Annotated in this window: 18 protein-coding genes; 13 read left to right on the top strand and 5 right to left on the bottom strand. The window is 73.5% G+C overall.

Going from position 1 to position 25430, the window contains the following annotated elements; all coding sequences use genetic code 11:
• Positions 1-12 precede the first annotated feature (12 nt).
• From B124_RS31295 to B124_RS31260, 8 genes are all read left to right on the top strand, one after another.
• Positions 13-1734 carry an ABC transporter ATP-binding protein gene (locus B124_RS31295; protein WP_496506392.1) on the top strand — a complete coding sequence of 574 codons (1722 nt, stop codon included), beginning with the start codon at positions 13-15 and terminating at the stop codon, positions 1732-1734.
• Positions 1734-2993 carry a DUF4032 domain-containing protein gene (locus B124_RS31290; protein WP_496506391.1) on the top strand — a complete coding sequence of 420 codons (1260 nt, stop codon included), beginning with the start codon at positions 1734-1736 and terminating at the stop codon, positions 2991-2993. The genes B124_RS31295 and B124_RS31290 overlap by 1 nt, the downstream gene beginning before the upstream one ends.
• A 118-nt stretch (positions 2994-3111) precedes the next feature.
• Positions 3112-4362 (top strand): histidine kinase, encoded by a 1251-nt coding sequence (locus tag B124_RS31285; RefSeq protein WP_496506390.1) that lies wholly within the window; start codon positions 3112-3114, stop codon positions 4360-4362.
• A 47-nt stretch (positions 4363-4409) separates the two neighbouring features.
• Positions 4410-5192 carry a LytR/AlgR family response regulator transcription factor gene (locus B124_RS31280; RefSeq protein WP_496506374.1) on the top strand — a complete coding sequence of 261 codons (783 nt, stop codon included), beginning with the start codon at positions 4410-4412 and terminating at the stop codon, positions 5190-5192.
• A 1-nt stretch (position 5193) separates the two neighbouring features.
• Positions 5194-5694, top strand: a complete 501-nt coding sequence (locus tag B124_RS31275; RefSeq protein ID WP_496506373.1) for a hypothetical protein — start codon at positions 5194-5196, stop codon at positions 5692-5694.
• 25 nt (positions 5695-5719) lie between these two features.
• Entirely contained in the window at positions 5720-7513 is a 1794-nt protein-coding gene (locus B124_RS31270; protein WP_496506372.1) for a sodium/solute symporter, read from the top strand.
• A gap of 224 nt (positions 7514-7737) precedes the next feature.
• Positions 7738-8112, top strand: a complete 375-nt coding sequence (locus tag B124_RS31265; RefSeq protein ID WP_496506371.1) for a DUF485 domain-containing protein — start codon at positions 7738-7740, stop codon at positions 8110-8112.
• On the top strand, positions 8109-9749 hold the full coding sequence (locus tag B124_RS31260; RefSeq protein WP_496506370.1) for a monocarboxylic acid transporter: 1641 nt from the start codon (positions 8109-8111) through the stop codon (positions 9747-9749). Before B124_RS31265 ends, B124_RS31260 begins: the two co-directional genes overlap by 4 nt.
• Before the next feature lie 223 nt (positions 9750-9972).
• Here the strand turns inward: B124_RS31260 and B124_RS31255 are convergent, their stop codons facing one another.
• Complete coding sequence (locus B124_RS31255; protein ID WP_496506369.1) at positions 9973-10884, bottom strand: LysR family transcriptional regulator; 912 nt, start codon at positions 10882-10884, stop codon at positions 9973-9975.
• 232 nt (positions 10885-11116) lie between these two features.
• Here B124_RS31255 and B124_RS31250 point away from each other — a divergent pair, with 232 nt between their 5' ends.
• Together B124_RS31250 and B124_RS31245 are read left to right on the top strand one after the other, a co-directional pair.
• Complete coding sequence (locus B124_RS31250) at positions 11117-11290, top strand: hypothetical protein (protein WP_496506368.1); 174 nt, start codon at positions 11117-11119, stop codon at positions 11288-11290.
• Positions 11291-11326: 36 nt separating this feature from the next.
• Positions 11327-12847: a sulfatase family protein gene (locus B124_RS31245; RefSeq protein WP_496506367.1), complete on the top strand. Its 1521-nt coding sequence runs from the start codon at positions 11327-11329 to the stop codon at positions 12845-12847.
• An 18-nt stretch (positions 12848-12865) separates the two neighbouring features.
• Here the strand turns inward: B124_RS31245 and B124_RS31240 are convergent, their stop codons facing one another.
• Complete coding sequence (locus B124_RS31240; protein WP_496506389.1) at positions 12866-15103, bottom strand: ATP-binding cassette domain-containing protein; 2238 nt, start codon at positions 15101-15103, stop codon at positions 12866-12868.
• A 108-nt stretch (positions 15104-15211) separates the two neighbouring features.
• Positions 15212-15619, bottom strand: coding sequence for an STAS domain-containing protein (locus tag B124_RS31235; protein ID WP_496506366.1), 408 nt, complete (start codon positions 15617-15619; stop codon positions 15212-15214).
• A gap of 339 nt (positions 15620-15958) precedes the next feature.
• Between B124_RS31235 and B124_RS31230 the strand changes: the two genes are divergently transcribed.
• The 3 genes from B124_RS31230 to B124_RS31220 all read left to right on the top strand — a co-directional run bounded on the left by B124_RS31230 (position 15959) and on the right by B124_RS31220 (position 21514).
• Positions 15959-18043, top strand: coding sequence for a family 20 glycosylhydrolase (locus B124_RS31230; protein ID WP_496506365.1), 2085 nt, complete (start codon positions 15959-15961; stop codon positions 18041-18043).
• 157 nt (positions 18044-18200) lie between these two features.
• Positions 18201-19328 carry a hypothetical protein gene (locus B124_RS31225; RefSeq protein ID WP_496506364.1) on the top strand — a complete coding sequence of 376 codons (1128 nt, stop codon included), beginning with the start codon at positions 18201-18203 and terminating at the stop codon, positions 19326-19328.
• Positions 19329-19480: 152 nt separating this feature from the next.
• Positions 19481-21514: a GTP-binding protein gene (locus B124_RS31220; protein WP_496506363.1), complete on the top strand. Its 2034-nt coding sequence runs from the start codon at positions 19481-19483 to the stop codon at positions 21512-21514.
• A gap of 108 nt (positions 21515-21622) precedes the next feature.
• Here the strand turns inward: B124_RS31220 and B124_RS31215 are convergent, their stop codons facing one another.
• Together B124_RS31215 and B124_RS31210 are read right to left on the bottom strand one after the other, a co-directional pair.
• The gene (locus B124_RS31215) at positions 21623-23911 is read right to left on the bottom strand and encodes an alpha-N-acetylglucosaminidase (RefSeq protein ID WP_496506362.1); all 2289 of its coding nucleotides are present in this window, start codon (positions 23909-23911) and stop codon (positions 21623-21625) included.
• Positions 23912-23943: 32 nt separating this feature from the next.
• Entirely contained in the window at positions 23944-25161 is a 1218-nt protein-coding gene (locus B124_RS31210; RefSeq protein WP_496506361.1) for a Gfo/Idh/MocA family protein, read from the bottom strand.
• Between the last annotated feature and the right edge of the window lie 269 nt (positions 25162-25430).

Raw genomic sequence — 25430 nt, 5'->3', positions numbered from 1 at the left:
CCGCCCTGGCGGATGCTGCTCGCCTACGCGCGTCCGCACCGCGGGGCGCTGCTTGCCGGTGCGCTGCTGTCCCTGGCGACGGGTGCCACCGGGCTCGCGCTGCCTCTGGTGGCGCGGTCGCTGATCGACGACCTGTCCGAGGACCGGTCCATCACCGGGGCGCTGGTGGTGATGTCGGTGCTGGTGGTCGCCAACGCCGGGGTCGGGGCGCTGGGTTCGTACGTGCTGCGGCGCACCGCCGAGTCCGTGGTGCTGACGGCGCGGCGCGGGCTCAGCTCGTATCTGCTGCGGCTGCGCATAGCGGCCGTGGACCGCTCGGAGCCCGGGGACCTGATGGCCCGGGTGACGTCCGACTCCACGCTGCTGCGCGAGGTCACCACCGACACCCTCGTCGGGCTCGGCACCGGCGGGCTGACCGCCGTGGCGACAATGGTGCTGATGGGCGTCGTCGACCCCGTGCTGCTCGCGGTGACCGCAGCCGTGATCGCCGCCGCCGGCACGGTCATCGGCGTCATCGTGCCGCGCATCAACCGGGCGGCGAAGCAGGCGGCCGAGTCCGTGGGCCTGATGGGCGCGGCGCTGGAGCGGGTGCTCGGCGCGCTGCGCACGATCAAGGCGTCGGGTGCCGAGCACCGCGAGGAGCGGGCCGTGCACGCCGCGGCGGAGGAGTCGTGGCGGCAGAGCGTGCGGGCCGCCAAGTGGTCGGCACTGGCGGGGAACACCGCGGGGCTGTCCATGCAGGTCGCCTTCATCACGGTGCTGGCCGTGGGCGGCGCGCGGGTGGCGACCGGGTCGATCGACGTCGGCACGCTGGTCGCCTTCCTGCTCTACGTCTTCTATCTGATGTCGCCGATCCAGCAGGTGGTGGGCGCGATCGCGCAGTACCAGTCGGGGGCCGCGGCGCTGCAGCGCATCCGCGAGGCGCAGCGGCTTCCGGCCGAGCCCGCCACGGAGCCCGCGGCGCTGCCTGAGCCGGGCGCCGAGCCGGCCTCGCTGGCGTTCGCGGACGTCCGCTTCCGGTACGCCGACGACCTGCCGTACGTGCACCACGGCGTCAGCTTCCAGGTGCCGCCGCGCGGCATGACGGCGTTCGTCGGCCCGTCGGGGGCGGGCAAGACGACCGTGTTCTCGCTGATCGAGCGGTTCTACGAGCCGACCGCCGGGCGGATACTCCTCGACGGCGACGACGTCACCCGGTACCCGATACCCGAGCTGCGCGCCGCGATCGGGTACGTGGAGCAGGACGCCCCCGTGCTCTCCGGCTCGCTCGGCGACAACCTGGTGCTCGGCAACCCGGCGGCCGGCGAGGACGACGTGCGGGAGGTGCTGAAGACCACCCGGCTCGACGAGCTGGTGGCCCGGCTGCCCCAGGGCCTGGACACCCTCGTCGGACACCGCGGCACCAAGCTGTCCGGCGGCGAGCGCCAGCGCGTCGCGATCGCCCGCGCGCTGCTGCGCCGGCCCCGGCTGCTCCTGCTCGACGAGGCCACGTCGCAGTTGGACGCGGTGAACGAGGCGGCCCTGCGCGACACCGTCACCGAGGTGGCGCGCCGCACCACCGTGCTCGTCGTCGCCCACCGGCTGTCGACGGTCACCAGCGCCGACCGGATCGTGGTGATGGACGCCGGCCGGGTGCGGGCCGTGGGCACGCACGCCGAGCTGGTCGCCGGCGACCCCCTCTACGCGGAGCTGGCCACCACCCAGTTCCTCGCCGCCGCGGCCGGCACCGCATGATGGAAGGCGAACGACCGAGGAGGACCACCGTGCGCCCGGAGCTGCAGATCAGCGCCACCAACCCGGAGCATCCCGCCGCGCTGCTCGACCTGCCCTGGGAGCTGCCGCTCGACGCCTGGCCGGAGGACTGCCTGGTCGACCTGCCGCGTGGTATCTCACGGCACGTGGTGCGCTTCGCCGAGGCCGGCGAGGAGGTCGTGGCGATCAAGGAGGTGCCGGAGCGCGCCGCCCGCCGGGAGTACGAGCTGCTGCGCGACCTCGACCGGCTCGGCATCCCCGCCGTGGACGCGCTGGCGGTCGTCACCGGCCGCACCGGCGCGGACGGCGAGCCGCTGGAGCCGGCGCTGGTCACCCGCCATCTGGTGGGCTCGCGCCCGTACCGGGCGATGTTCGAGACGACGCTGCGCCCGGGCACCGTGAACCGGCTGATGGACGCGCTGGCCGTGCTGCTCGTACGGCTGCATCTGGCGGGCTTCGCCTGGGGCGACTGCTCGCTGTCCAACACCCTCTTCCGCCGGGACGCCGGCGCGTACGCCGCGTATCTGGTGGACGCCGAGACCGGGCAGATCCAGCCGCGGCTGAGTCACGGCCAGCGGGAGTACGACATCGAGCTGGCCCGCATGAACATCTCGGGCGAGCTGATGGACCTGGAGGCGTCGGGGGCGCTGCACCCGTCGATCGACCCGATCCCGTTCGGCGCGGCCATCGCCGAGCGGTACGGCGACCTGTGGCACGAGCTGACCCGGCAGTCGGTCTACCCCGCCGACAAGCGGCACTACATCGAGCGCCGCATACGCCGCCTGCACGACCTCGGCTTCGACGTGGCCGAGATGCAGATCACACACTCGCCGGGCGGTGACACCGTCTCGTTCGTGCCCAAGGTCGTGGACGCCGGCCACCACCAGCGCCAGTTGCTGCGGCTGACCGGCATGGACACCGAGGAGAACCAGGCCCGCCGGCTGCTGAACGACCTGGAGAGCTGGATGGCGACCCAGGACGACTACGCGCCCGGCGACCCGCTCGGTGCCCGGCCCGAGGTGCTGGCGCACCGGTGGGTGCGCGAGGTGTTCCGGCCGACCGTGGGTGCGGTGCCGCTGGCGCTGCGCGGGCAGCTCGATCCGGCGCAGGTCTACCACGAGGTGCTGGAGCACCGCTGGCTGCTGGCCGAGCAGACGCAGCAAGACGTGGGTCTGGAGGCCGCGGTCGCCGACTACGTCGAGAACGTGCTGCCGGCCTCCGCAGCCGGCACCGCCGGCTGACGAAGCTGCCCGCGCCCGGCCCGCCGTCCCGCTGCCGACGGTCCGACCGGGGGTACCGCACGGCGACGCCCGCTGCCGCCGGCCGCCCCGGCGCGGTACCGTCCCGTCCATGCCCGGGATGTCGGCCGCGACCGGCGCGCTGCTGCTCGGCGCCGTCGTGGTGCTCTGCGCCGCCGCGGCGCTCATCGGTGTGTACGTCGCGCGCAACCGGCAGTACGGCACGCCGCAGGAGCGTGCCGCGTACGAGACGCTGCACACCGCGTCCCTCGCCACGCCCCCGCTGCGCGCGGGCCTCACCGCAGACGGCGCCCGCCGCGCCGCCCCGCACCTGCGCGACCTGCTCGGCGCGCCCGCGCTCGCCCTCGCCGACGGCAAGGGCGAGCTGCTGGCCTGGGACGGCCCCGACGGCAAGCCGGGCCACGACCACTCCGAAGCCGTCCCCGGGGCCGCGGCGCAGGTGACGGAGAGCGGCCGTACGCAGGTCATCGGTCCCCGCGAGGTGGCCTGCACCTGGCCGGACTGCCCGCTGCGGCACGCGGTGGCGGTGCCGCTGACGGTCGCCGGCCGCGTCGACGGCGTGCTCGCCGTCTTCGCCTCCCAAGCCTCCGCGGGCCTGGTGCGCGCCGCCTCCGAGGTGGCCCGCTGGGTCTCCGCGCAACTGGAGCTGGCCGAGCTGGACAGCTCCCGTGCCGCCGCCAGCGAGGCGGAGCTGCGGGCGCTGCGCGCGCAGATCTCGCCGCACTTCATCTACAATTCCCTGTCCACCGTCGCCTCCTTCGTGCGCACCGACCCGGAGCGCGCCCGTGAGCTGATCGTGGAGTTCGCCGAGTTCACCCGCTACTCCTTCCGCCGGCACGGCGACTTCACCTCGCTCTCCGAGGAACTGCGCTGCATCGACCGCTACCTGCTGCTGGAGCGCGCCCGCTTCGGCGGTCGGCTGGAGGTCTCGTTGCGGGTGGCGCCGGAGGTGCTCAGCGTCGTGGTGCCGTTCCTGTGCCTGCAGCCGCTGGTGGAGAACGCCGTGCGGCACGGGCTGGAGAAGAAGCCGGGCCCTGGCCGGCTCACCATCACCGCGGCGGACGGCGGCAGCGAGGCGCTGATCAGCGTCGAGGACGACGGCGCCGGCATGGCGGCGGAGACCCTGGCCCGCACGCTGGCCGGCGATCTGGCGGAGCTGGCCGAGCTGGCGGGGGACGCGCCGCGGGCGCCGGGCATCGGGCTGCGGAACGTAGACGAGCGGCTGCGGCAGGTCTACGGGGACGCCTACGGGCTCGTCATCGAGACCGCTCCGGGCGCCGGGACGAAGGTGCACGTCCGGGTGCCGAAGTTCCATCCGGACGCGTTGCAGAGCGGCCCCGGCACGATGTGAGCGATAGACGGGTTTCGCTGCCGCCGCACCCCGCATAGGGTTCCCGCATGCTGCACACTCTCGCCGTCGACGACGAGGAGCCCGCCCTGGCGGAGCTGGCGTACCTGCTGCGCCGCGACCCGCGGGTGGCCGAGGTGCAGACGGCCGGGGACGGGCAGCAGGCGCTGCTGGCCCTCGACCGGGCGCTGGCCTCGGGCCGCTCGGTGGACGCCGTGTTCCTGGACATCGGCATGCCGGGCCTGGACGGGCTGGCGCTGGCCCGGCTGATATCACGGTTCGCGCAGCCGCCGCGGGTGGTGTTCGTCACCGCGCACGAGGACCACGCGGTGGAGGCGTTCGCGCTGCACGCCGCGGACTACGTGCTCAAGCCCGTGGCGCCGGAGCGGCTGGCGGAGGCGGTGCGCCGGTGCGCCGCGTCGGCCGGGGAGCCGGCGGCCGGGGAACAGCCGGAGCCTGGCGAGGCGGCGCCGGAGCGCACGTCGGCGCCGGACGAGGTCATCAGCGTCGAACTCGCCGGTGTCACCCGGTTCGTGCAGCGCAGCGAGGTGCTCTACGCCGAGGCCCAGGGCGACTACGCGCGGCTGCACACGGGCGGCGGCAGCCACCTGGTGCGCATCCCCCTCGCGACCCTGGAGGAGCGGTGGGGGGCGGCCGGGTTCGTACGCATCCACCGCAGCCATCTCGTCGCGCTGCACCACGTACGCGAGCTGCGCATGGCGGCGGGGCGTACGTTCGTCGTCCTCGGCGGGCACGTGCTGCCGGTCAGCCGGCGGCACACCCGCCAGGTCCGCGAGATGCTGGTCCGACATCCACCGACGGCGGCGGTGTGACATGGCGGGCGATCGGGGGATCTCCGCGCCGGGGAGCGGCACGCGGCACACCCCGGCACCCGCATCCCGGGTGCCGCACGGCCGCACCGCGCAGTCCACCGCCCCGCCCGAGCCCCCCGAGCCGCCGCCCCGCGTGACCGTCGCGCACCCCCGCACCCTCGCCGCCCGCAGCTCCAAGACCCTGCCCGGCAGCCGCGCCCTGGTCGCCGACGACCTGGGCCGGCAGACCCCGCTCGGCGACGTCTACCTCCGCTCCCTCATACGCACCCAACTGCGCCTCGCCGCCCTCGTCGTGGGCGCGCTCGGCGCCGTACTCGGCGTGCTGCCGGTGCTGCTCGCGACGGTGCCCGGCGTACGGGACACCACGCTGGCCGGCGTGCCCGTGCCGTGGCTGGTGATCGGCGTCGCGGTGCACCCGGTGATACTCGCGCTGGCGTGGGTGTACCAGCACCAGGCGCGCAAGAACGAGGCCGAGTTCGCGGACCTGGTCGAGCGTTCGTGACCGCATCGATGACAGGGCACCGCACGTGAACACCGTCCAGCCCGCAGTCGCCGTGGCCATCGTCTGCGTCGCCACGGCCCTGTTCGGCGTGTACGGGCTGCGCCCCGGCCGCGCCACCTCCGACTTCTACGTCGCCTCCCGCGCGGTGACGCCGCTGCAGAACGCCTCCGCCATCGGCGGCGAGTACCTGTCGGCCGCGTCCTTCCTGGGCATCGCGGGCCTGGTGCTCGCGTACGGCGCCGACATGCTCTGGTACGGCGTCGGCTACACCGCCGGCTACCTGGTCCTCCTCGCCTTCGTCGCCGCGCCGATGCGCCGCTCCGGCGCGTACACCGTCCCGGACTTCGCCGAGGCCCGGCTGCAGTCCACGCGCGTGCGCCAACTCGCCTCGGTGCTCGTCGTCCTCATCGGCTGGCTCTACCTGCTGCCGCAGCTCCAGGGCGCGGGACTGACGCTGCGCACCGTCACCGGCGCCCCGCTGTGGGTCGGCCCGGTGGCCGTCGCGGCGGTGGTGATGACGACCGTCGCCTCCGGAGGCATGCGCAGCGTCACGGCGGTGCAGGCGGTCCAGTACTGGCTGAAGCTGACGGCGCTCGCGGTCCCGGTGATCTTCCTGCTGCTGGCCTGGCGCGCGGACGGCGCGCCGTGGCCGGACGCCGACGCGCCGCCGCGGTTCCGCGACGCGACGACGGTGACCGTGCACCAGGCGGTCGACGTGCGGGTCGAGGATCCGGTACGGGTCACGGTGCACGGCCGGCTCGACGGCGAGCGGCTGGACGGGGAGCGAGTGCGCGTCGGCCCCGGCGTGCACGCGATCGGCGCGGAGACCCGGGTACGGTTCCCCGCCGGTGCCGACGTGCCGCACCCCGTGGACGAGGACCCCGTCGACGGCCAGGGCTGGACCCGCCCGCTGTCCGGTACTGACCACCCCGGCTACGGGACGTACTCGCTGCTCATCGCCACCCTGCTGGGCACCATGGGCCTGCCGCACGTCATCGTCCGCTTCTACACCAACCCCGACGGCCCGGCCGCCCGCCGCACCACCTGGACCGTGCTCTGGCTGCTGGCCGCCTTCTACGTGCTGCCGCCGCTCTACGGCGCCCTCGGCCGCCTCTACACCCCCGAACTCCTCATGACCGGCCGCACGGACGCCACGCTGCTGCTCCTGCCCGACCGGCTGCTCGGCGGCGGCCCGGCCGCGGCGGTCCTCGGCACGCTGCTGACCGCCGGCGCGTTCGCGGCGTTCCTGTCGACCGCCTCCGGCCTGACGATGTCGGTGGCGGGCGTGCTGGGGCAGGAGTTGGAGCGCAGACGGGCCCGGCGGGCGACGGCCCCGCCGGGGAAGGCGGCCGACGCCCGCGCGGAGGTGCGGGCGACCGTGCTGCGGCTGCGGCTGGCCGGGGTGGCCGCGGCGGCGGTGCCGTGCGTGGCGTCGCTGGTGGTGGTGGAGCGGCCCGTCGCGGACGTGGTGGGGCTGGCGTTCGCGGTCGCCGCCTCGTCGTTCTGCCCGCTGCTGCTGCTCGGCATCTGGTGGCGCGGGCTGACCCCGCAGGGCGCCGCCGCCGGACTGCTCACCGGCGGCGGGGCGGCGCTGGTGACGGTGGCGGCGACGATGTTCGGCGTGCAACTCGGGGGCTGGCCGGGGGCGTTGCTGGTACGGCCGGCGGCCTGGACGGTGCCGCTGGCGTTCGCGGTGATGATCGGGGTCTCGTGGATGACGCGGCGCAGCGTGCCCAGCGGTACGGCGCACGCCCTGCTGCGGCTGCACGCGCCCGAGTCGCTGAACCTGCCGCGCCGCCCGGGGCGTACGGCCGGCTGAACCGGCGACCCGGCCCCACCGGCCAGACCGGCCGGGCCAACCGACCGAGCCAACCGGCCGGCGCAGCCGCCCGGCCGACCGCTCGTCGTGCCGTCACTACCGCTCGGCGCATCCGCACCGCCGTTCACGGCAGGACCGCCGCGCGGCGGCTCGCGTGGCGGCCCGCCCCCTTCTACGGTGTCCGCGCCCGGCCCGTCCGGACACCCCCGTCCCCCAAGGCGCCCATGGAGGCCGCGATGAGCAGCACACCCCCGACCGGCAGACCGCCGGACGTGTACGAGGAAGTACAGCAGAGCCAGGAGTTCGGGGAACTGCGCCACGCGCACCGCTCGTTCGCGTTTCCGCTGACCGTCGGATTCATCACCTGGTATCTGCTGTACGTGCTGCTGTCGAACTACGCGGGCGGCTTCATGGGCACGGAGGTCGTCGGCAACATCAACGTGGCGTTCGTGCTGGGCATCGCGCAGTTCGTCACCACCTTCGCCCTCGCGTGGTGGTACGCGCGGCACGCCGCCGCGAAGCTCGACCCCAGGTCCGAGCATCTCAAGGCCGTGGTCGAGGGCCAGGTGGCAGATAACGGCACGGAGGTCGGGAAATGACGGGCGCCACCACGAACGCGCTGCAGATGGTGGCCCAGTCGGATCCGGGTGAGCACCGCACGCTGATCGTCACGCTGTTCTCGGTCTTCGTGGCGTTCACGCTGGGTGTGACGGTGTGGGCGGGACGCAAGACCAAGGACGCCACCGACTTCTACGCCGGCGGCCGTTCGTTCACCGGCTTCCAGAACGGGCTGGCGATCTCCGGGGACTACATGTCCGCGGCCTCCTTCCTCGGCATCGCCGGCGCCATCGCGCTCTCGGGTTACGACGGGTTCCTGTACTCCATCGGCTTCCTGGTCGCCTGGCTGGTCGCACTGATGCTGGTCGCCGAACCCCTGCGCAACTCGGGCCGGTTCACCATGGGCGACGTGCTGGCGTACCGGATGCGCCAGCGTCCCGTGCGCACCGCGGCCGGGGTGTCGACCATCATCGTGTCGATCTTCTACCTGCTGGCGCAGATGGTCGGCGCGGGCGCGCTGGTCGCGCTGCTGCTGGGGATCACCGGTGAGACCGGCAAGAACCTCATCGTGGTCCTCGTCGGCCTCGTGATGATCCTCTACGTGACCATCGGCGGCATGAAGGGCACCACCTGGGTGCAGATCATCAAGGCCGTGCTGCTGATCCTGGGCACCCTGCTGATCACGATACTGGTGCTGGCGAAGTTCAACTTCAACATCTCCGACCTGCTGGGCGCCGCCGCGGACAACTCAGGCAAGGGGTCGGCGTTCCTGGAACCGGGGCTGAAGTACGGGGTGACGACCACCTCGAAGATCGACTTCATCTCGCTGGGCATCGCGCTGGTGCTGGGCACCGCGGGTCTGCCGCACATCCTGATCCGCTTCTACACGGTGCCGACCGCGCAGACCGCGCGTAAGTCCGTGCTCTGGGCGATCGGCATCATCGGCGGCTTCTACCTGATGACCATCGCGCTGGGCTTCGGCGCCGCCGCGCTGATCAAACAGGAGACGATCGTCGAGTCCAACCCGGCGGGCAATACGGCGGCACCACTCCTCGCGGAAGAAGTCGGCGGCGGAGCGGGATCCACCGGAGGTGCGATCCTGCTGGCGATGATCTCCGCGGTCGCATTCGCCACGATCCTCGCGGTCGTCGCCGGTCTGACCCTGGCGTCGTCGTCGTCGTTCGCGCACGACCTGTACGCCAACGTCATCCGCAAGGGCAAGGCCACCGAGAAGGAAGAGGTCGCCGCGGCGCGGATCGCCGCCGTCGCGATCGGCGCGGTCGCCATCCTGCTGGGCGTCTTCGCGGGCAATCTCAACGTCGCCGGCCTGGTGGCCCTGGCCTTCGCCGTGGCGGCGTCCGCGAACCTGCCGACGATCCTCTACAGCCTGTTCTGGAAGCGGTTCACCACCCAGGGCGCGCTGTGGTCGATCTACGGCGGCCTGTTCACCTCGGTGTTCCTGGTGCTCTTCTCCCCGGTGGTCTCCGGCAAGGAGACCAGCATGTGGCCGGGTGTGGACTTCCAGTGGTTCCCGCTGGAGAACCCGGGGCTGATCTCCATCCCGGCCGGCTTCCTCCTCGGCTGGCTGGGCTCGATCCTGTCGAAGGACGAGGACGCGACCGGCAAGAAGTACGCCGAACTGGAGGTCCGCTCCCTCACCGGCGCCGGCGCCCACTAGGCACCGCCGTCCGGCCGGGCGGGCCGTCCCCGACGGCCCGCCCGGACCCGCCGGTTCTGCTCCGGCAGCCGAACGGCGGCCGGCCGGCGGTGCCCTGCCGCCTGCCGTCCGGTCGTCACCCACCCCCCTCCCCAGGGGGCGGGGCATCCTCCTCCGCCCCGCCCCCTCTCCCACTCCCGTGGGCCCGCGGTGTCCGTGCCCCCGCGGGCCCGCGGGCATTCGGCTACCCGACCGTCTCCTTCGCCCGTACGCGCAGCGCGTCGAGCGCGGCCCGCACCGCAGGGCTGCCGGTCCCGCCCCGCCGGGTGACCGTCAGGAACGTACGGGACGGCGCCGGCGCTCCGGTGATGCGCAGCCGGCGGATCGACGGCACCCCCGAGAGCTGCGCGAGCCGGGGTATGAGCGCGACGCCGAGGCCGTGCGAGACCATCACGGCGGTCACGCTCCAGTCGCACGCCTCGTGGGTCACGTTGGGCCCGAAGCCCGCCGCGCTGCAGGCCGCGAGCACGTGCTGCCGGGACCAGACGCCCGGAGGGCCGATGATCCACCGCTCCCCCGCCGCCTCGGCGAGCCCGAGGTCCGTGCGCGCGGCCAGCGGGTGGTCCTCGGGCACCACCAGGTCGAACGGGTCCTCGATGAGCGTCTGCTGCTCGAAGCGCCGGTCCCCGCGGGCCGGTGCATCCGCGGACGCCTCAACGACGGCGAGGTCGGTCTCGCCGTCGAACAGCAGGTCGTAGCAGTCCGCCGGTTCCGCCTCGCGCAGCCGTACGTCGAGACGCGGGTGCTCGGCGCGCAGCGTGCCCGCCACCGGCGCCAGCAGCCGGCACATCGCGCTCGGAAACCCGGCCATGCGCAGTTCCCCGACCGGCTCCTCGTCGAGCGCGTGCAGTTCGGCCGCCGCCCGCTCCCACTGCGCCTCGATCACGTCGGCGTGCGCGAGCAGCCCGCGCGCCGCGGGCGAGAGCCGTACCCGGCGGCCCTGCGGCTCCAGCAGCAGGACGTCGAGTTCGCGGCCGAGCTGCCGGATCTGCTGCGAGGCCGCGGAGGCGGTCAGGTGGAGGGACTCCGCGGCGGCGGTCACGGTCCCGTAGTACGCGACCGCGCGGAGCACGCGGAGCCGGCGCAGATCAATCATGTAGACCCTCCTTCACAATGCCGTCCATAAATCCAACCTAGACCTGAACGGACGGAGCTTCCATGCTGAAGAGCGAGACAGCGCCGACCCGAAGTGCCGCCGCCGGACGAGAACCGCCGGAGCATCCGGCGGGGAGAGGACATCCGAGTTGTTCGAGGGACACTGCCCCCACTGCCGCTGGCCGGACAGCACGCCGTTCCACACCGTCTCACGTCACCGTACGGGCGGCGGGATGACGATCTGGACCCGGTGCCAGTGCGGCTCCCTGCAGATGCGCACGGTCGACGCGGCCGGCGGCCGGATCGTCACGCGCGGGCGCCCGGCGCCGGACGCGGCCGGCGGCCCGTACCCGGCAGAGGTGCAGCAGCAGCCGGTGCCGGGGGTAGAAAGGTGCCATGACCGCTGACACCCCCGCCCCCGCCCCCGTCTGGAAGCGCACCATATGACGCAGCCCGCCCGCCGCCCCAGCATCCTGCTCATCACGAGCGACCAGCAGCACTGGAACACCCTCGGCCGCGGCAACCCGGAGATCCGCACCCCGCATCTCGACCGGCTCGCGGCCCAGGGCACCGCCTTCGAGCGCGCGTACTGCCCCAACCCGACGTGCACCCCCACCCGCGCCTCGATGATCACCGGGAAGTACCCCAGCCAGCACGGCGCCTGGACGCTCGGCACCAAGCTGCCGGAGGACCAGCCCACGCTCGGCGGCCACCTGAGCGCCGCGGGCTACGCCACCTCACTGGTCGGCAAGGCGCACTTCCAGCCGCTCGCGAGCACGGCGGAGCACCCTTCGATCGAGTCGTACCCGCTGCTGCAGGACCTGGATTTCTGGCGGGACTTCCACGGCCCGTACTACGGCTTCGACCATGTGGAGCTGGCCCGCAACCACACCGCGGAGGCGCACGCCGGACAGCACTACGCGCTCTGGCTGGAGCAGCAGGGGGGCGCGGACTGGCGGCGGTACTTCCGGCCGCCGACCGGCACCCTGGACCCCGGCGTGCGGCACACCTGGCCGATCCCCGAGGAGCTGCACTACAACGCCTGGATAGCCGAGCGCACGGGGGCGCTGCTTGACGGGTACGCCGAGCGCGGCGAACCGTTCTTCTGCTGGGCCAGCTTCTTCGACCCGCACCCGCCGTACCTCGTGCCCGAGCCCTGGGACCGGATGTACGACCCGGACGCGCTGACCGTGCCGGAGGCCGTCCCGGGCGAACACGACCGCAACCCGCCGCACTTCGGCCTCACGCAGCACGAGCGGCCGGACTTCTCGCCGTGGCAGGAGTCGGGGCAGTACGTCCACGGCTTCCACTCCCACCGGCTGCCGGCCGCCGAGCGGCGGCGGCTGGTGGCGACGTACTACGGGATGGTCAGCATGCTGGACGCGTACGTCGGCCGGATCCTGGACCGGCTCGACGCGCTGGGCCTGGCCGAGGACACGATCGTGGTGTTCACCACCGACCACGGGCACTTCTTCGGCCAGCACGGGCTGCAGGCCAAGGGCGCGTTCCACTACGAGGACCTGCTGCGGGTGCCGTTCCTGGCCCGCCTGCCCGGCCGGGTGCCCGCGGGGCGCGCCTCCTCCGCGCTGTTGTCGACCGTCGACCTGGCGCCGACCTTCCTGGAGCTGGCCGGGCTGCCGGTGCCGCGGGAGATGACCGGGGTGAGCCAGGCCGCGGTCCTCACCGGCGGCGCACCGAGCGCGCGGGACCACGTCATCTGCGAGTTCCGGCACGAGCCGGCCTCGGTCAGCCTGCGCACGTACGTCGACGACCGGTACAAGCTGACGGTCTATCAGGGGCGGACGTACGGCGAGCTGTTCGACCTGCACGCCGACCCGGGTGAGACCCGCAACCTGTGGGACGACCCGGGGAGCGCCGGGCTCAAGTCCGAGCTGCTGCTGAAGTACATCTGGGCGGAGCTCGGCAAGGAGCCGATGTGGATGCCGCGGGTGGCGGGGGCGTAGGCGCTCCCCGGGACGGGGTCAGTCCCGGCCGGTGTACTCGCGCAGATGCCGCGCGGTGAGGGTGTCCGCGTTCGCGACGAGGTCGGCCGGGGTGCCGGTGAACACCACCTGGCCGCCGTCGTGGCCGCCGCCGGGGCCGAGGTCGACGATCCAGTCGGCATGCGCCATGACCGCCTGGTGGTGCTCGATGACCACCACCGAGTTGCCGTCGTCGACCAGCCGGTCCAGCAGCGCCAGCAGCTTGTCGACGTCGGCCATGTGCAGCCCGGTGGTCGGCTCGTCGAGGATGTACGTGGCCGCCTTCTCGGCCATGTGGATGGCCAGCTTCAGCCGCTGCCGCTCGCCGCCGGAGAGGGTGTTGAGCGGCTGGCCGAGACGCAGGTAGCCCAGGCCCACGTCGGCGAGCCGGCCGAGGATGGCGTGCGCCTGGCCGGAGGAGAAGAAGCCGTGCGCCTCGGCGACCGACATCCCCAGCACCTCGCTGATGTTCTTGCCGCGCAGCGTGTACGTGAGCACCTCGGGCGTGTAGCGCTTGCCCTCGCACTCCTCGCACACGGACGCGACGCCGGCCATCATCGCCAGGTCGGTGTAGATCAGCCCGATGCCCTTGCAGGCGGGGCAGGCGCCCGCGGAGTTGGCGGAGAACAGCGCGGGCTTGACGCCGTTGGCCTTGGCAAAGGCCGTACGCATCGGGCCGAGGAGCCCGGTGTACGTCGCGGGGTTGGAGCGCCGCGAGCCGCGGATCGGCGACTGGTCGGCGACCACGACGCCGTCCCGGCCGGCGAGGTAGCCGTGCACGAGCGAGGACTTGCCGGAGCCGGCGACGCCGGTGACCACGGTGAGCACGCCGAGCGGCACCTCGACGCTGACGTCGCGGAGGTTGTGCAGGTCGGCGCCCTTGACGGTCAGATGGCCGCGCGGCTGCCTGGGCTGCTCGCGCAGCCGTACCCGGTGCTCCAGGTACCGGCCCGTCAGCGTGCCGGAGGCGCGCAGCCCCGGCACGTCTCCGCTGAAGGTGACGTGCCCGCCGTCGCTGCCGGCGCCGGGGCCGAGGTCCACGACGTGGTCGGCGATGGCGATGACCTCCGGCTTGTGCTCGACGACGAGCACGGTGTTGCCCTTGTCGCGCAGCCGCAGCAGCAGGCCGTTCATGCGCCGGATGTCGTGCGGGTGCAGCCCGATGGTGGGTTCGTCGAAGACGTATGTGACGTCGGTGAGGCTGGAGCCGAGGTGGCGGACCATCTTCACGCGCTGCGCCTCGCCGCCGGAGAGGGTGGCGGCGGGGCGGTCGAGGCTGAGGTAGCCGAGGCCGATCTCGACCAGCGAGTCCAGCACCCCGCGCAGGTTGTCCAGCAGCGGCCCCACCGACTCGTCCTCGACCGCGCGGAGGAACGCGGCGAGGTCGGTGATCTGCAGGGCGGCGCACTCGGCGATGTTCCGGCCGTGGATCTTCGAGGAGAGCGCAGCGGCGGAGAGCCGGGTGCCGCCGCAGTCGGGGCACTCGGCGAAGACGACGGCCCGGTCCACGAACGTGCGGATGTGGCCCTGCAGCGCGTCGCGCTCCTTCACCAGCCACATCCGTGTGATCTTGGGGACGAGCCCCTCGTACGTGATGTTGTGGTTGCCGGCCTTGACCTTCACGGTCTCCTTGTGCAGGAGGTCGTGCCACTCCTGATCGGTGAAGTCCGCGAGCTTCTTGTCCGGGTCGTAGAAGCCGGAGGAGGCCAGCACCTCCCAGTACCAGTTGCCGACGGCGAAGTTCGGGACGGTGACGGCGCCCTCGTTGATCGAGAGCCGGCGGTCGACGAGCTGGTCGACGTCGATCTGCGAGACCTCGCCCAGGCCCTCGCAGCGCGGGCACATGCCCTCGGGGACGTTGAAGCTGAACGCGCCCGAGGTGCCGATGTGCGGCTCGCCGAGCCGGCTGAACAGGATGCGCAGCATCGCGTACGCGTCGGTGGCCGTGCCCACCGTGGAGCGCGAGTTGGCGCCCATGCGCTCCTGGTCGATGACGATGGCGGCGGAGAGGTTGTGCAGCCCGTCGGCGTCGGGCCGGGGCAGGTTCGGCATGAAGGACTGGAGGAAGGCGCTGTACGTCTCGTTGATCAGCCGCTGCGACTCCGCGGCGATGGTGCCGAAGACGAGCGAGGACTTTCCGGAGCCGGAGACGCCGGTGAAGACCGAGAGCCGCCGCTTGGGGATGTCGAGCGAGATGCCGGTCAGGTTGTTCGCCCGGGCGCCGCGCACCTTGATCATGTCGTGGGTGTCGGCGGGGCTGGCCGCGCCGGCGGCCGGTCCGGGGTCCGTGGGGTCGCTCACTGCTGCTTGCGCTGAACACATGAGCGACATCCTAATCAAATTTGACTAGCGAGCGCTCCCGGGTTTCCCGCCGGGCAGTGCGTCGGCCAGCGTCGCCATCGGCTCGAGCGCGCCGAGCAGCCCGCAGCACCGCATGATCCGGTGGGCGACGACGCCCTCGGGGCAGACCAGCCGCAGCTCACCGCCGCGGTCGCCGGTGCGCCTGCGGGCCCGTACCAGTAACCGCAGCCCCGAGCAGTCCAGGAACTCCGTCCGGCACAGGTCGATGACCACGCGCGGCGCGGGCGCGCCGGTGATCACGTCGAGGTACGGCTCGAGGTCGAGCTGGGCGGCGAGGTCGATCTCGCCGTGCAGTTCCAGCACGGTGAACCCGTGCAGCAGGTAGCTCCGCGCGAAGCGCGACTCCACCCGGTCGGCATGGTCGTCGCCGGTACGCCACGAAGCTCCGGTCACGTCGTCTGTGTACACCACGTGCTCCCCCCACGGGGCCCGTTCTGCCCAGCCGGGGGCAGGCAGCCGAGGTCAAAGTCACCGGGGTCCTGGGTGGACCGCCAACCGTAGTGCGGCATGTCGGGACAGGGGCAAGGTTGGCGCAAACGAGCCGGCCAAGATTCCCTCGACCGGGCGATTAATTCACAATCAGCTTGACAGATGCTCAGGGCATATGGCAATGGGCTGTCACTGCATCCGCTCCCGGCGCGTAAGTCCACGCCGCACCGCGCTTCCGTCCATGGCCGCCGTCGCCGACGGGCTGGTAAGCCTGGCCAGTTGCCGTCGTCCCAGGGAGCCGCCATGCCGCAGGAGATCCCAGCGCCCGCACCGCACAGACCGTCCGCACGTACGACGCCGCCTCCGGGACCGTACGCCCGCCGCCGGACCCGGCGGCCCCGCACCCGCCCGCTGTGGCTCGCCGCAGCCGCCGGGATGCTGCTCTCCCTCGCCCCCGGCGTGCCCGCGTCCCAGGCCGCCGAGCCCAACCCCGCGCCGGTCACGATCCCTTCGGTGCGCTCGTGGGAGGGCGGCCAGGGCACGTGGGAGCTGACCCCGCGCAGCCGCATCGTGCTGGACCGCGGCGACGGCGGGAAGCTGGCGCCCACCGCGACACTGCTCGCCCGCGAGCTGGACCTCCAGGAGGGGCTGCGCCCGCAGATCGCCACCGGCCGCCCCGGCCGCGGCGACATCGGCCTGTCCCTCGGCGGCTCCGCCCCCTCCCCCGAGGGCTACGAACTGGACCTCGCCGACGCCGCCCGGATCACCGCGCCCGACCGCCGCGGCGTGCTCTACGGCACCCGCACCCTGCTGCAGGCCCTGCGCACCAGCGCCGAGCCGCACGCCGTCGCCCGCGGCACCGCCCGCGACCACCCCACCCACGGCGAGCGCGGCACGATGCTCGACGCGGGCCGCCGGTACTACTCCGTGGACTACCTCAAGCAGCAGATCCGCCAGCTCGCCTGGTACAAGGTCAACACCTTCCACCTGCACCTGACCGACTGGAACGGCTACCGCATCGAGAGCGACCGGTTTCCCGAGATCGTCTCCGAAGAGCACTACACCAAGAAAGAGTTGCGCGACCTGGAGGACTACGCCACGCGCTACGGGGTGACGCTCGTCCCCGAGATCGACCTGCCCGGACACGCCGTCTCCATCGGCGACGCCCGCCCCGACCTGGCGTTCTCCTGCGAGTCGATGTCCCGGCCGAACAACGGCTGGGAAGGCTCCGACCGCGGCAACTGGACGCTGGACTACACCAGCCCTCAGACCCGCCGCTTCGCCCGCGAACTGGTCGCCGAGGTCGCGGACATCTTCGACAGCCCGTACCTCCACATCGGCACCGACGAGATCCCGCTGCAGCCGGCGCAGGAGGCGTGCCCCGAACTGGTCGCGTACCAGGAGAAGCAGGGCTACCTCTACCCGGGCGACGTGCTGGTGGAGTTCATCGACGACCTGGCCGGGGCCGTCCGCGCCGAGGGCAAGACGGCGCAGGTCTGGCAGTGGTGGGACTACCGGCAGCCCACGAGCATCGACCCGGACAAGCGCACCGGCGTCACCGAGTGGCTCTCGCCCCCGGGCGGTCGGGCCGCCCAGGGCTACCCGACCGTCGGCATGGAGGAAAGCAAGCTGTACATGAGCGCCGGATTCGGCGCCACGCCCGGCGACTACGCCTTCTTCGACGTGCGCGAGGTGTACCGCAACTACCCGTTCGAGGCCGCGCCCGGCATCCTCGGCTACCGGATGGCCCGCTGGTCCGACCGCACCTACGACTACTCCGTCGGCTGGGTCGACTACTTCGCCCGCCGCCCGCTCGCCGTCGTCGCCGACCGCACCTGGGCGACCCCGGCCGGCTCCCCCGTGCAGCCGTTCCTCGACGACTACGACCGCGTCGGCGACGCGCTGCCGCTCACGACCTCCGACCCGGCCGACCCCGAGTCGCAGATCGGCGCCAACTCCGGCCTGTACGGGCAGGACGGCTGGACGGCGGCGGCCACCAGCGAGGAGAGCGCCGGCGAGCCGGGCCAGGCCGCGAACGCCGTCGACAACGACCCGTACACCCACTGGCACAGCGACTACAGCGCCGCGCTGCCGCAGCAGTTGTCCGTCGACACGGGCGCCCGGCGGAAGCTGGCCGGGGTGCGCTGCATGCCGCGGCAGGACGGCGGCATCAACGGCCGGGTCAAGGACTACGAGGTGCTGGTCTCCGCCGACGGCGAGGACTGGCAGACCGTGGCCGCCGGCAGCTTCCCCGAGGACCGCACGGAGTTCACGGTGCCGTTCCGGGAGGTGGAGGCCCGGCACATCGCGCTGAAGGTGCTCAGTGAGCACGGAGAGTCGGACACCTTCGCCTCGGTGGCCGAACTGGACGCCGTACGCGCCCGCTGAGCCCGCCGGGGGGCGCCGAGGTGAATGCCGGATGGCGCCGCGGCACTCCCCGGATGACATTCCGGCATAACTGGAATAGCTGAAAAAGCTGGACAACCCTCGCCCTCTGCGGGGGGTCTGACCCCATGTCAGTCCCCCCACAGGAAGGAATTCAGGGATGAGGACTCGGGGAACCACCGCCCTCGCGGTCGCCGTGGCGCTCGCCGCCGGCGCCGCACTCGCCGCCCCGGCCACGGCAGCGGCGCCGGCGACCGGCCGCGCGCACGAAGCCCGCTGGGAGATATCGCTGGCCGGCAGCCTGCCGGGCGGAGCCCGGCTGAACGCGGTGACGTCCGCGGGCGAACGCGCCTGGGCCGTCGGTTCCGACAGCCTCTACGAGGGCACGTCGGACGGCGTCGTGCTGCAGTGGGACGGCCGGCGGTGGCGCGAGGCCGGGGACCCCGCCCTGCCGCCGGTCGACTACTGGAACAGTGTGGACGCCTCCTCCTCGCACAACGTGTGGGCGTACGGCTCGAACCACGACGACGAGTTCGTGGTCCGCTACGACGGCCGCAGGTGGCGGCAGGTGCCGCTGCCGGAGCTGCCCGGCGGCGGGCACCACGGCTCCGCGGAGATCGCCGCCGAACGGCACCGCGTCTGGGTGGCGGGCTGGGAGCGGCTGAGCACGTACGCGCACGGCTCGTGGACGACGGAGGAGCTGCCGAAGGGGCTCGACGTGCTCGACGTCGACTCGCGCTCCTCCCGCAGCGCCTGGGCCGTCGGCGGCTTCGCGTACGTCGGCGAGGAGAGCCGCCCCGTGGTGCTGCGCTGGCGGGACGGCGGCTGGTCCGAGACCGAGGCGCCGGACGACCCGGACCTGCGGCTGACCGACGTCCACGTGGAGTCCGGCCGCAGCGTCTGGGCGACCGGCAGGGTCCCCGCGGCCGACGGCGGATTCGCCGAGCCCAGGGTCTACCACTGGAACGGATACGGATGGCGGGACGTCACCGGCCCGGTGGCCGGGCTCTTCGCCGAGAGCGTCACCGGCGACGGCCGCGGCGGGATCTGGCTGTCCGGCGACCCGTACGGCTGGGAGGGGCCGCCGGTCTTCTGGCACTACGACGGCCGCCGCTGGAGCCGGCACGAGGGCGCCGCGGTCACGGCCGGCGAGACGCAGGCGCACGAGGTCACCGACCTGGCGCCGGGCGGATGGCGCGGCGGGCCCTGGGCCGTGGGCAGCTATGCGCACGTGGAGGGCCAGACGGCGTACCAGCACGAGCTGATCGAGCATCTGGACCGCCGCTGAGCCGGTTATTCGGTTGCCGTGCCCGGCCGGTGCTGCTGCACTGTCCGGGCACGGCAGACCCGTGACCCCGTACCGGAAGGAAACGCGCATGCGCGCAGCGTTCATGTCCACCCAGCAGGCCATCGCCATCCACACAAGGGACATGACGCTTCGTGCACACGCTGAACCTGGGAATCCTGGCCCATGTCGACGCCGGTAAGACCAGCCTGACCGAGCGGCTGCTGCACGCCGCGGGGATCGTCGACGAAGTCGGGAGCGTCGACGACGGCAGTACCCTCACCGATTCGCTCGCGCTGGAGCGGCAGCGCGGGATCACCATCAAGTCCGCCGTCGTCTCCTTCGCGCTCGACGGCATCACCGTCAACCTCATCGACACGCCCGGCCACCCGGACTTCATCGCCGAGGTGGAGCGGGTGCTGCACGTCCTCGACGGGGCGGTGCTCGTGGTCTCCGCCGTGGAGGGCGTGCAGGCCCAGACGCGCGTGCTGATGCGCACGCTGCGGCGGCTGGCCATCCCCACCCTGATCTTCGTCAACAAGACCGACCGGCGCGGCGCGCGCGACGACGCACTGGTGCGCGACATCGCCGCGAAGCTGGCGCCGGGCGCCGTCGCCATGGGCTCCGTCCGCGGACTCGGCACCCGCGCCGCCGTGTTCACGCCGTACGGGCCGGACCGCCCGGACCACCCGGACGCCCCGGATGATGCGGCGTTCACCGGCCGGCTGGCCGACGTGCTCACGGGTCACGACGACGCGCTGCTCGCGGACTACGTCGCCGACGAGGCGGCCGTGACGTACCGCCGGCTGCGCAAGAGCCTGGCCGAGCAGACCGCCGGCGCGCTCGTGCACCCGGTGTACTTCGGCTCCGCCGCCACCGGTGCCGGCGTCGCGGAGCTGACCGCGGGCATCAAGGAGCTGCTGCCCGCGCCCGCCGGGGACGACGAGGCGCCGGCCGCGGGCACGGTCTTCAAGGTGGAGCGCGGTCCGGGCGGCGAGAAGGTCGCGTACGTGCGGATGCTCGCCGGTACGGTACGCACCCGCCAGGAGCTGGCGTACGGCGACGGCGACCGCGCGCCCGTGACGGAGAAGGTCACCGGCGTCGAGGTCTTCGAGCACGGCGCGGCGGTGCCCGCGGCCGGGGCCGGGGCCGGGCGCATCGCGCTGGTGCGGGGCCTGGCCGGCGTGCGCATCGGCGACGCGGTCGGCGCAGCGGTCGGCCGGGCCGGGGACGCGCGTCGGCACCACTTCGCGCCGCCGACGCTGGAGACGGTGGTGGTGCCGGAGCGGGCCGCCGACCGGGGCGCGCTGCACGCGGCGCTCTTCCAGCTCGCCGAGCAGGACCCGCTGATCGCGCTGCGCCAGGACGACATCCGCCAGGAGCTGTACGTCTCGCTCTACGGCGAGGTGCAGAAGGAGGTCATCGGGGCCACCCTCGCGGGCGAGTACGGGCTGCCGGTCTCCTTCCGCGAGTCGTCCGTCATCCACATCGAGCGGCTGGCCGGCGAAGGCGCGGCATACGATAAGGGCGACACGGACACGAACCCGTTCCTGGCCACCGTCGGACTGCACGTGGCGCCGGCGCCGCCGGGCACGGGCGTGGTCTTCGGCCTGGCGGTGGAGCTGGGCTCGATGCCGTACGCGTTCTTCAAGGCCGTCGAGGACACGGTCCGCGCGACGCTGCACCAGGGCCTGTGCGGCTGGAAGGTCCCCGACGTGCGGGTGACGATGACCCACTCCGGCTACTGGCCCCGGCAGAGCCACGCCCACCAGGGCTTCAGCAAGGCCATGTCGAGCACCGGCGCGGACTTCCGCGGCATCACGCCGCTGGTGCTCGCGGACGCGCTGAAGCGGGCGGGCACGCGGGTGCACGAGCCGGTGCAGCGGTTCCGGCTGGAGGCGCCCGAGGACGCGGTGCCGGGGCTGTGGCCGGTGTTCGCGGCGCTGGGCGCGGTGGTCGACGGGCAGGAGGTGCGCGGCGGGGTCGCGGTGCTGGAGGGCGAGGTGCCCGCGGCGCAGGTGCACGGTCTGGAGCGGCGGCTGCCGGGGCTGACCCGGGGCGAGGGCGTGCTGGAGACGGCCTTCGGCCGCTACCGGGCCGTGCGCGGGCCGGCCCCGGCCCGGCCGCGGACCGACCACAACCCGCTGGACCGCAAGGAGTATCTGCTGCACGTCCAGCGGCGGGTGTGAGTGGCGGTACGGGTACGCGGGTGGCCGCCCGAGCCCGTACCGCCGGCTTCGGCCCGGGCTGCGATTCCCGGGTGTGCTCCCCGGCAGGCCCCCCGGTGGAGCGGGCGCTCAGGGAGTGAGCGCGGCGAGCGGTTCGCGGGCCAGGACGCGCACCGCCTCCTCGGCCAGCGCGCGGATGTCGCCGCGCGGCTCTTCGGGGTAGCGGTCGCGGCGCCGCGCCCAGGCGTCCTCGTACGCGAACCAGTCGACGGCGGCCGGTTCCGCGCCGGTCGCGAGCGCCGTGTCGAGCGTGGCGAAGTAGGTCTGCCAGCGGCCGTGGTAGAAGTCGCCGAGCAGGCCCTGCCACTCGCGGTTCGCGTAGTCGTGCAGCCCGGCCTCGGCGCCGGCGCGCGGGCCCCAGGTGGTGATCAGCGAGCGCGCGTCGTACTCCAGTTGACCGCGCTCGGCGCGGTCGGCGCCCCAGGCCCGGGCCTCGGCGAGATACCGGCCGAGCAGGTGCTGCGGGTCGGTGCCCACCACCCGGTCCAGCAGCCGGATCAGCTCCAGCCAGGCGGAGGTCAGCTCGCGCAGCCCGCCGCGGTCGCCGGCCTGGTACGCCTGTCTGATCCGCGCCAGCAGCGGGCGGCTGCGGTTGGCGAGGGTCTGTCTGGCGACGTCCATGAGGTCGTGGCGGTACGCGGCGGACTCGCGCAGCCCGGGGGCGACGGCCAGGAGTTCGGTGAGCGCGCGGTCGAAGGCGGCGATGTCGTAGCGGTCCGCCTGCGGGCTCCAGGCGGCGGCGCTGCGGGCGTGGAGGTCCGGGCGGGCGCAGAAGAGGCTGTCGGCGCCCTCGCTCCAGGAGTCGGCGCGGGTAGTCCCGTACGCGGTCTCGCGCAGCACCTGCCAGGCGCCGGCCGCGTGCGGGTCGGCGGCGCCGTAGCGTGCGGTGGCGTACTCGCGGAACCAGGCGTCGAGGTCGATCCGGCCCGGGGTCCAGGCGAGTTCGGTGAGCAGGGACATCGCGGCGGGGTTGTTGTCGGCGCCCTCGGGCATCATGGCGATGCCGGCCAGGGCGCTGCCCGGCTTGTCGCGCCAGGCGGGGTAGAGCTCGGTCCAGTCGGGGGTGTTGGCGCCGAGGGGGGTGTGGCCGCCGAAGTTCCAGATGGAGCCGAAGGCGTAGGGCGTGCCGAGCCAGTCGGCCTCGCGGTCGGTGACGGTGGGGAAGCGGTCCGGCAGGCCGTCGAGGATGAGCATGCGGTCGCGGTCGATTGCCTCGATGATCTCCCGGCGCGGGTTGGTCTGCCAGCCGAGTATCGCCCAGAGGGCGTCGGGGTGGGCGCGCCGCAGCGCGGCCTCCACGGCGCGGGCGGCCTCGCCGACGGGTACGCCGCCCGGGTCGCCGCCCTCGTGCAGCAGGTCCATCTTGTACAGGCCGGCGGGGCCGAGCAGGTCGCGCTGGTGGCCGTAGAAGGCGGCGGCGACCTCGGCGAAGAGCGGGTCGCGGGGGTCGAGCCAGCCGGGGCGCTCGAAGCCGACCCAGCCGCCCTGCGGCACGACCTGGGCACCGGGGTTCTTCTCGGCGAACCCGTCGGGAACGGTGCCGAAGTACCCGGGGAGCACGGGCGTCATGCCCAGCTCGCGGGCGCGCGCGGTGACGCGGGCGCCCAGTTCGGCGCGCAGCCGCAGCAGGCGGGCGGAGACGGGGCCGCCGAAGTACGCCATGTTCTGCAGCAGCCACCAGGGCTGGTGCGCGGGGGCGGGGATCCAGGCGCGCATCTCGGCGTCGGAGTAGCCGAAGGCGCGGAAGGTCTCGTAGTAGACGGCGTCGGTGCCGACGCAGATCAGCACCTCGTTGACGCCGTGCAGCGCGAGCACGTCGAGGGCGCGCTCCCAGGCGGCGAAGTCGCGGTAGGCGCCGGTGTAGCCCTCGTTGGTGTCGTTGTACGCGAAGCGGTGCGGCACCTGCGCCTCGCCGGCGAGGCCGGGGCCCGGGGCGGGCAGCAGGGCGGGCAGGTCGAGTTGGTCGCCGTTCCAGGAGATGTGCGCCCGCGCGGTGCGCTTGAGGTACGCGCCGACGCCGGTGAGCAGCGCGCCGGTGCCGGTGGCGGCGACGGCGACACGGCCGCGGGAGCCGGTGACGCGGTAGCGGTCGGGGCCGCCGCCGGGGCCGCCTTCTGGCAGCACCGTCAGCTCGAACTGCCGGTGGTGGCCGGGCAGCAGCCGCGCCAGCGCCCGGCGGGCGCCCGCGGTGCCGTCGCCGCCACCGCCGTCGCCACCGTCGTCTCCGCCGCTGCCGTACGCACCGTCGCCACCGCCGTCGCGCGCCGCCGCCGGGGTCGCGAGGCCGAGGGCCGGCAGCAGCGCCGTGCCGCCGGCGATCGACGTCCCTGCCAGGAAGTGCCTGCGGTTCACGCTCATCGGATCCCTCCGGGGAAGTCGGTGATCGGGCCTCAGTGCTGGTGCGCGGGCCGGCGCTGGCCGGCCGCGAAGTACTCCGCGAGCGCGGGGTCTGGCGGCGGTACGTCGTAGGCCATGCCGCCGGAGCGCAGCGAACGGGTCGCGAGCACGCCGGCGGCGACGCTCATCCGGGCGGCCAGGGGCGAGGTGTCGGTGGCGCCGCCGAGGCGGACGAAGCGGCAGAACTCCGCGACGACCCGCTCGTCGGCCCGGCCGTGCGCGCCCTCGGCGGCGGGTATGCGGTGGATGGCGTCGGCGCCGGGGCGGTAGCCGGAGGGGCCGGTGTGCCAGACGCGGACCTCGTCGCCGGGGCGGTCGCCGAAGTTCTCCAGCCGGCCCTCGGTGCCGATGACGGTGTAGCTGCGCCAGTAGTCGGGGCTGAAGTGGCACTGCTGGTAGGCGGCGATGACGCCGTTGTCGAGGCGCATGTTCATCACGGAGACGTCCTCGACGTCCACCACCGGGTTCAGGTCGCGGCGCGCCGCGGGCGGCCAGGTGTCGTCCCGGTGCCGGCCGCCGGGGCGCGGGGTGCCGGGCGGCCGGCGGGGCAGGTCGCCGTAGAGCATGAGGGCCCCGAGGGCGTGCACGCGGCTGGTGTAGCCACCGGCGAGCCAGTGCACGACGTCGATGTCGTGGGCGGCCTTCTGCACCAGCAGCCCGGTGGTGCGGCGGCGTTCGGCGTGCCAGTCCTTGAAGTAGTAGTCGCCGCCGTAGGCGACGAAGTGCCGCACCCACACGGTGCGCGGGGCGCCGATGTCGCCGCGCGCGACGATGTCGCGCATCAGCCGGACGACGCCCGAGTGCCGCATGGTGTCCCCGACGTACAGCGGCGTGCCCGTCTCGTACGCGGTGCGCAGGATCGCGTCGCACTGCTCGATCGTGATGCCGAGGGGCTTCTCGACGAAGACCGGCTTGCCGGCTTCGAGCGCGGCGCGGGCGACGGTCGCGTGGGTGTCGTCGGGGGTGGTGACGACGATCGCGTCCACCCCGTCGGCGTCCGCGGCGTCGAGCAGCCGGCGGTGGTCGGGGTACGCGACGGCGCCGGGGAAGCGCTCGGCGACGCCGGCGCGCACCACCGGGTCGGTGTCGGCGACGGCGGCCACGACGGAGCCCACGCCGGGCCGATGGGCGGCGTCGGCGAGGCTGCCGCGCAGCCCGAGGCCGACGACCCCCAGCCGCAGGTCCGTCACGATGCTCCCGCGCCCGCTCACTGGTGCACCATCCTTGTGTCGGTGGTCGTGTGACTGCTGATGCACCCGAGGTGCCGCCGGGTTACCGCCCTGCTCGCTCGACGCGTTGATGACGTCCGGCATGAGTTCTGCGGGATCCGGCGGTTGCCCGGGGCGTGGAGACCGTCGACAGGGCTGAGCGCCGTCGAGCGCCGAACAGTGAGCGGACTGGCAGACACGCTCCGGCACCGATACGAGGGTGCCTCCCCACTGGGTCTAGCAGCGGAGAGGCTGACATGGAGTCTGCCAGC

The sequence above is a fragment of the Streptomyces sp. CNP082 genome (assembly GCF_059570535.1).
The sequence above is the reverse complement of the archived record's forward strand: the minus strand, read 5'-3'. Positions and strand labels throughout refer to the sequence as shown.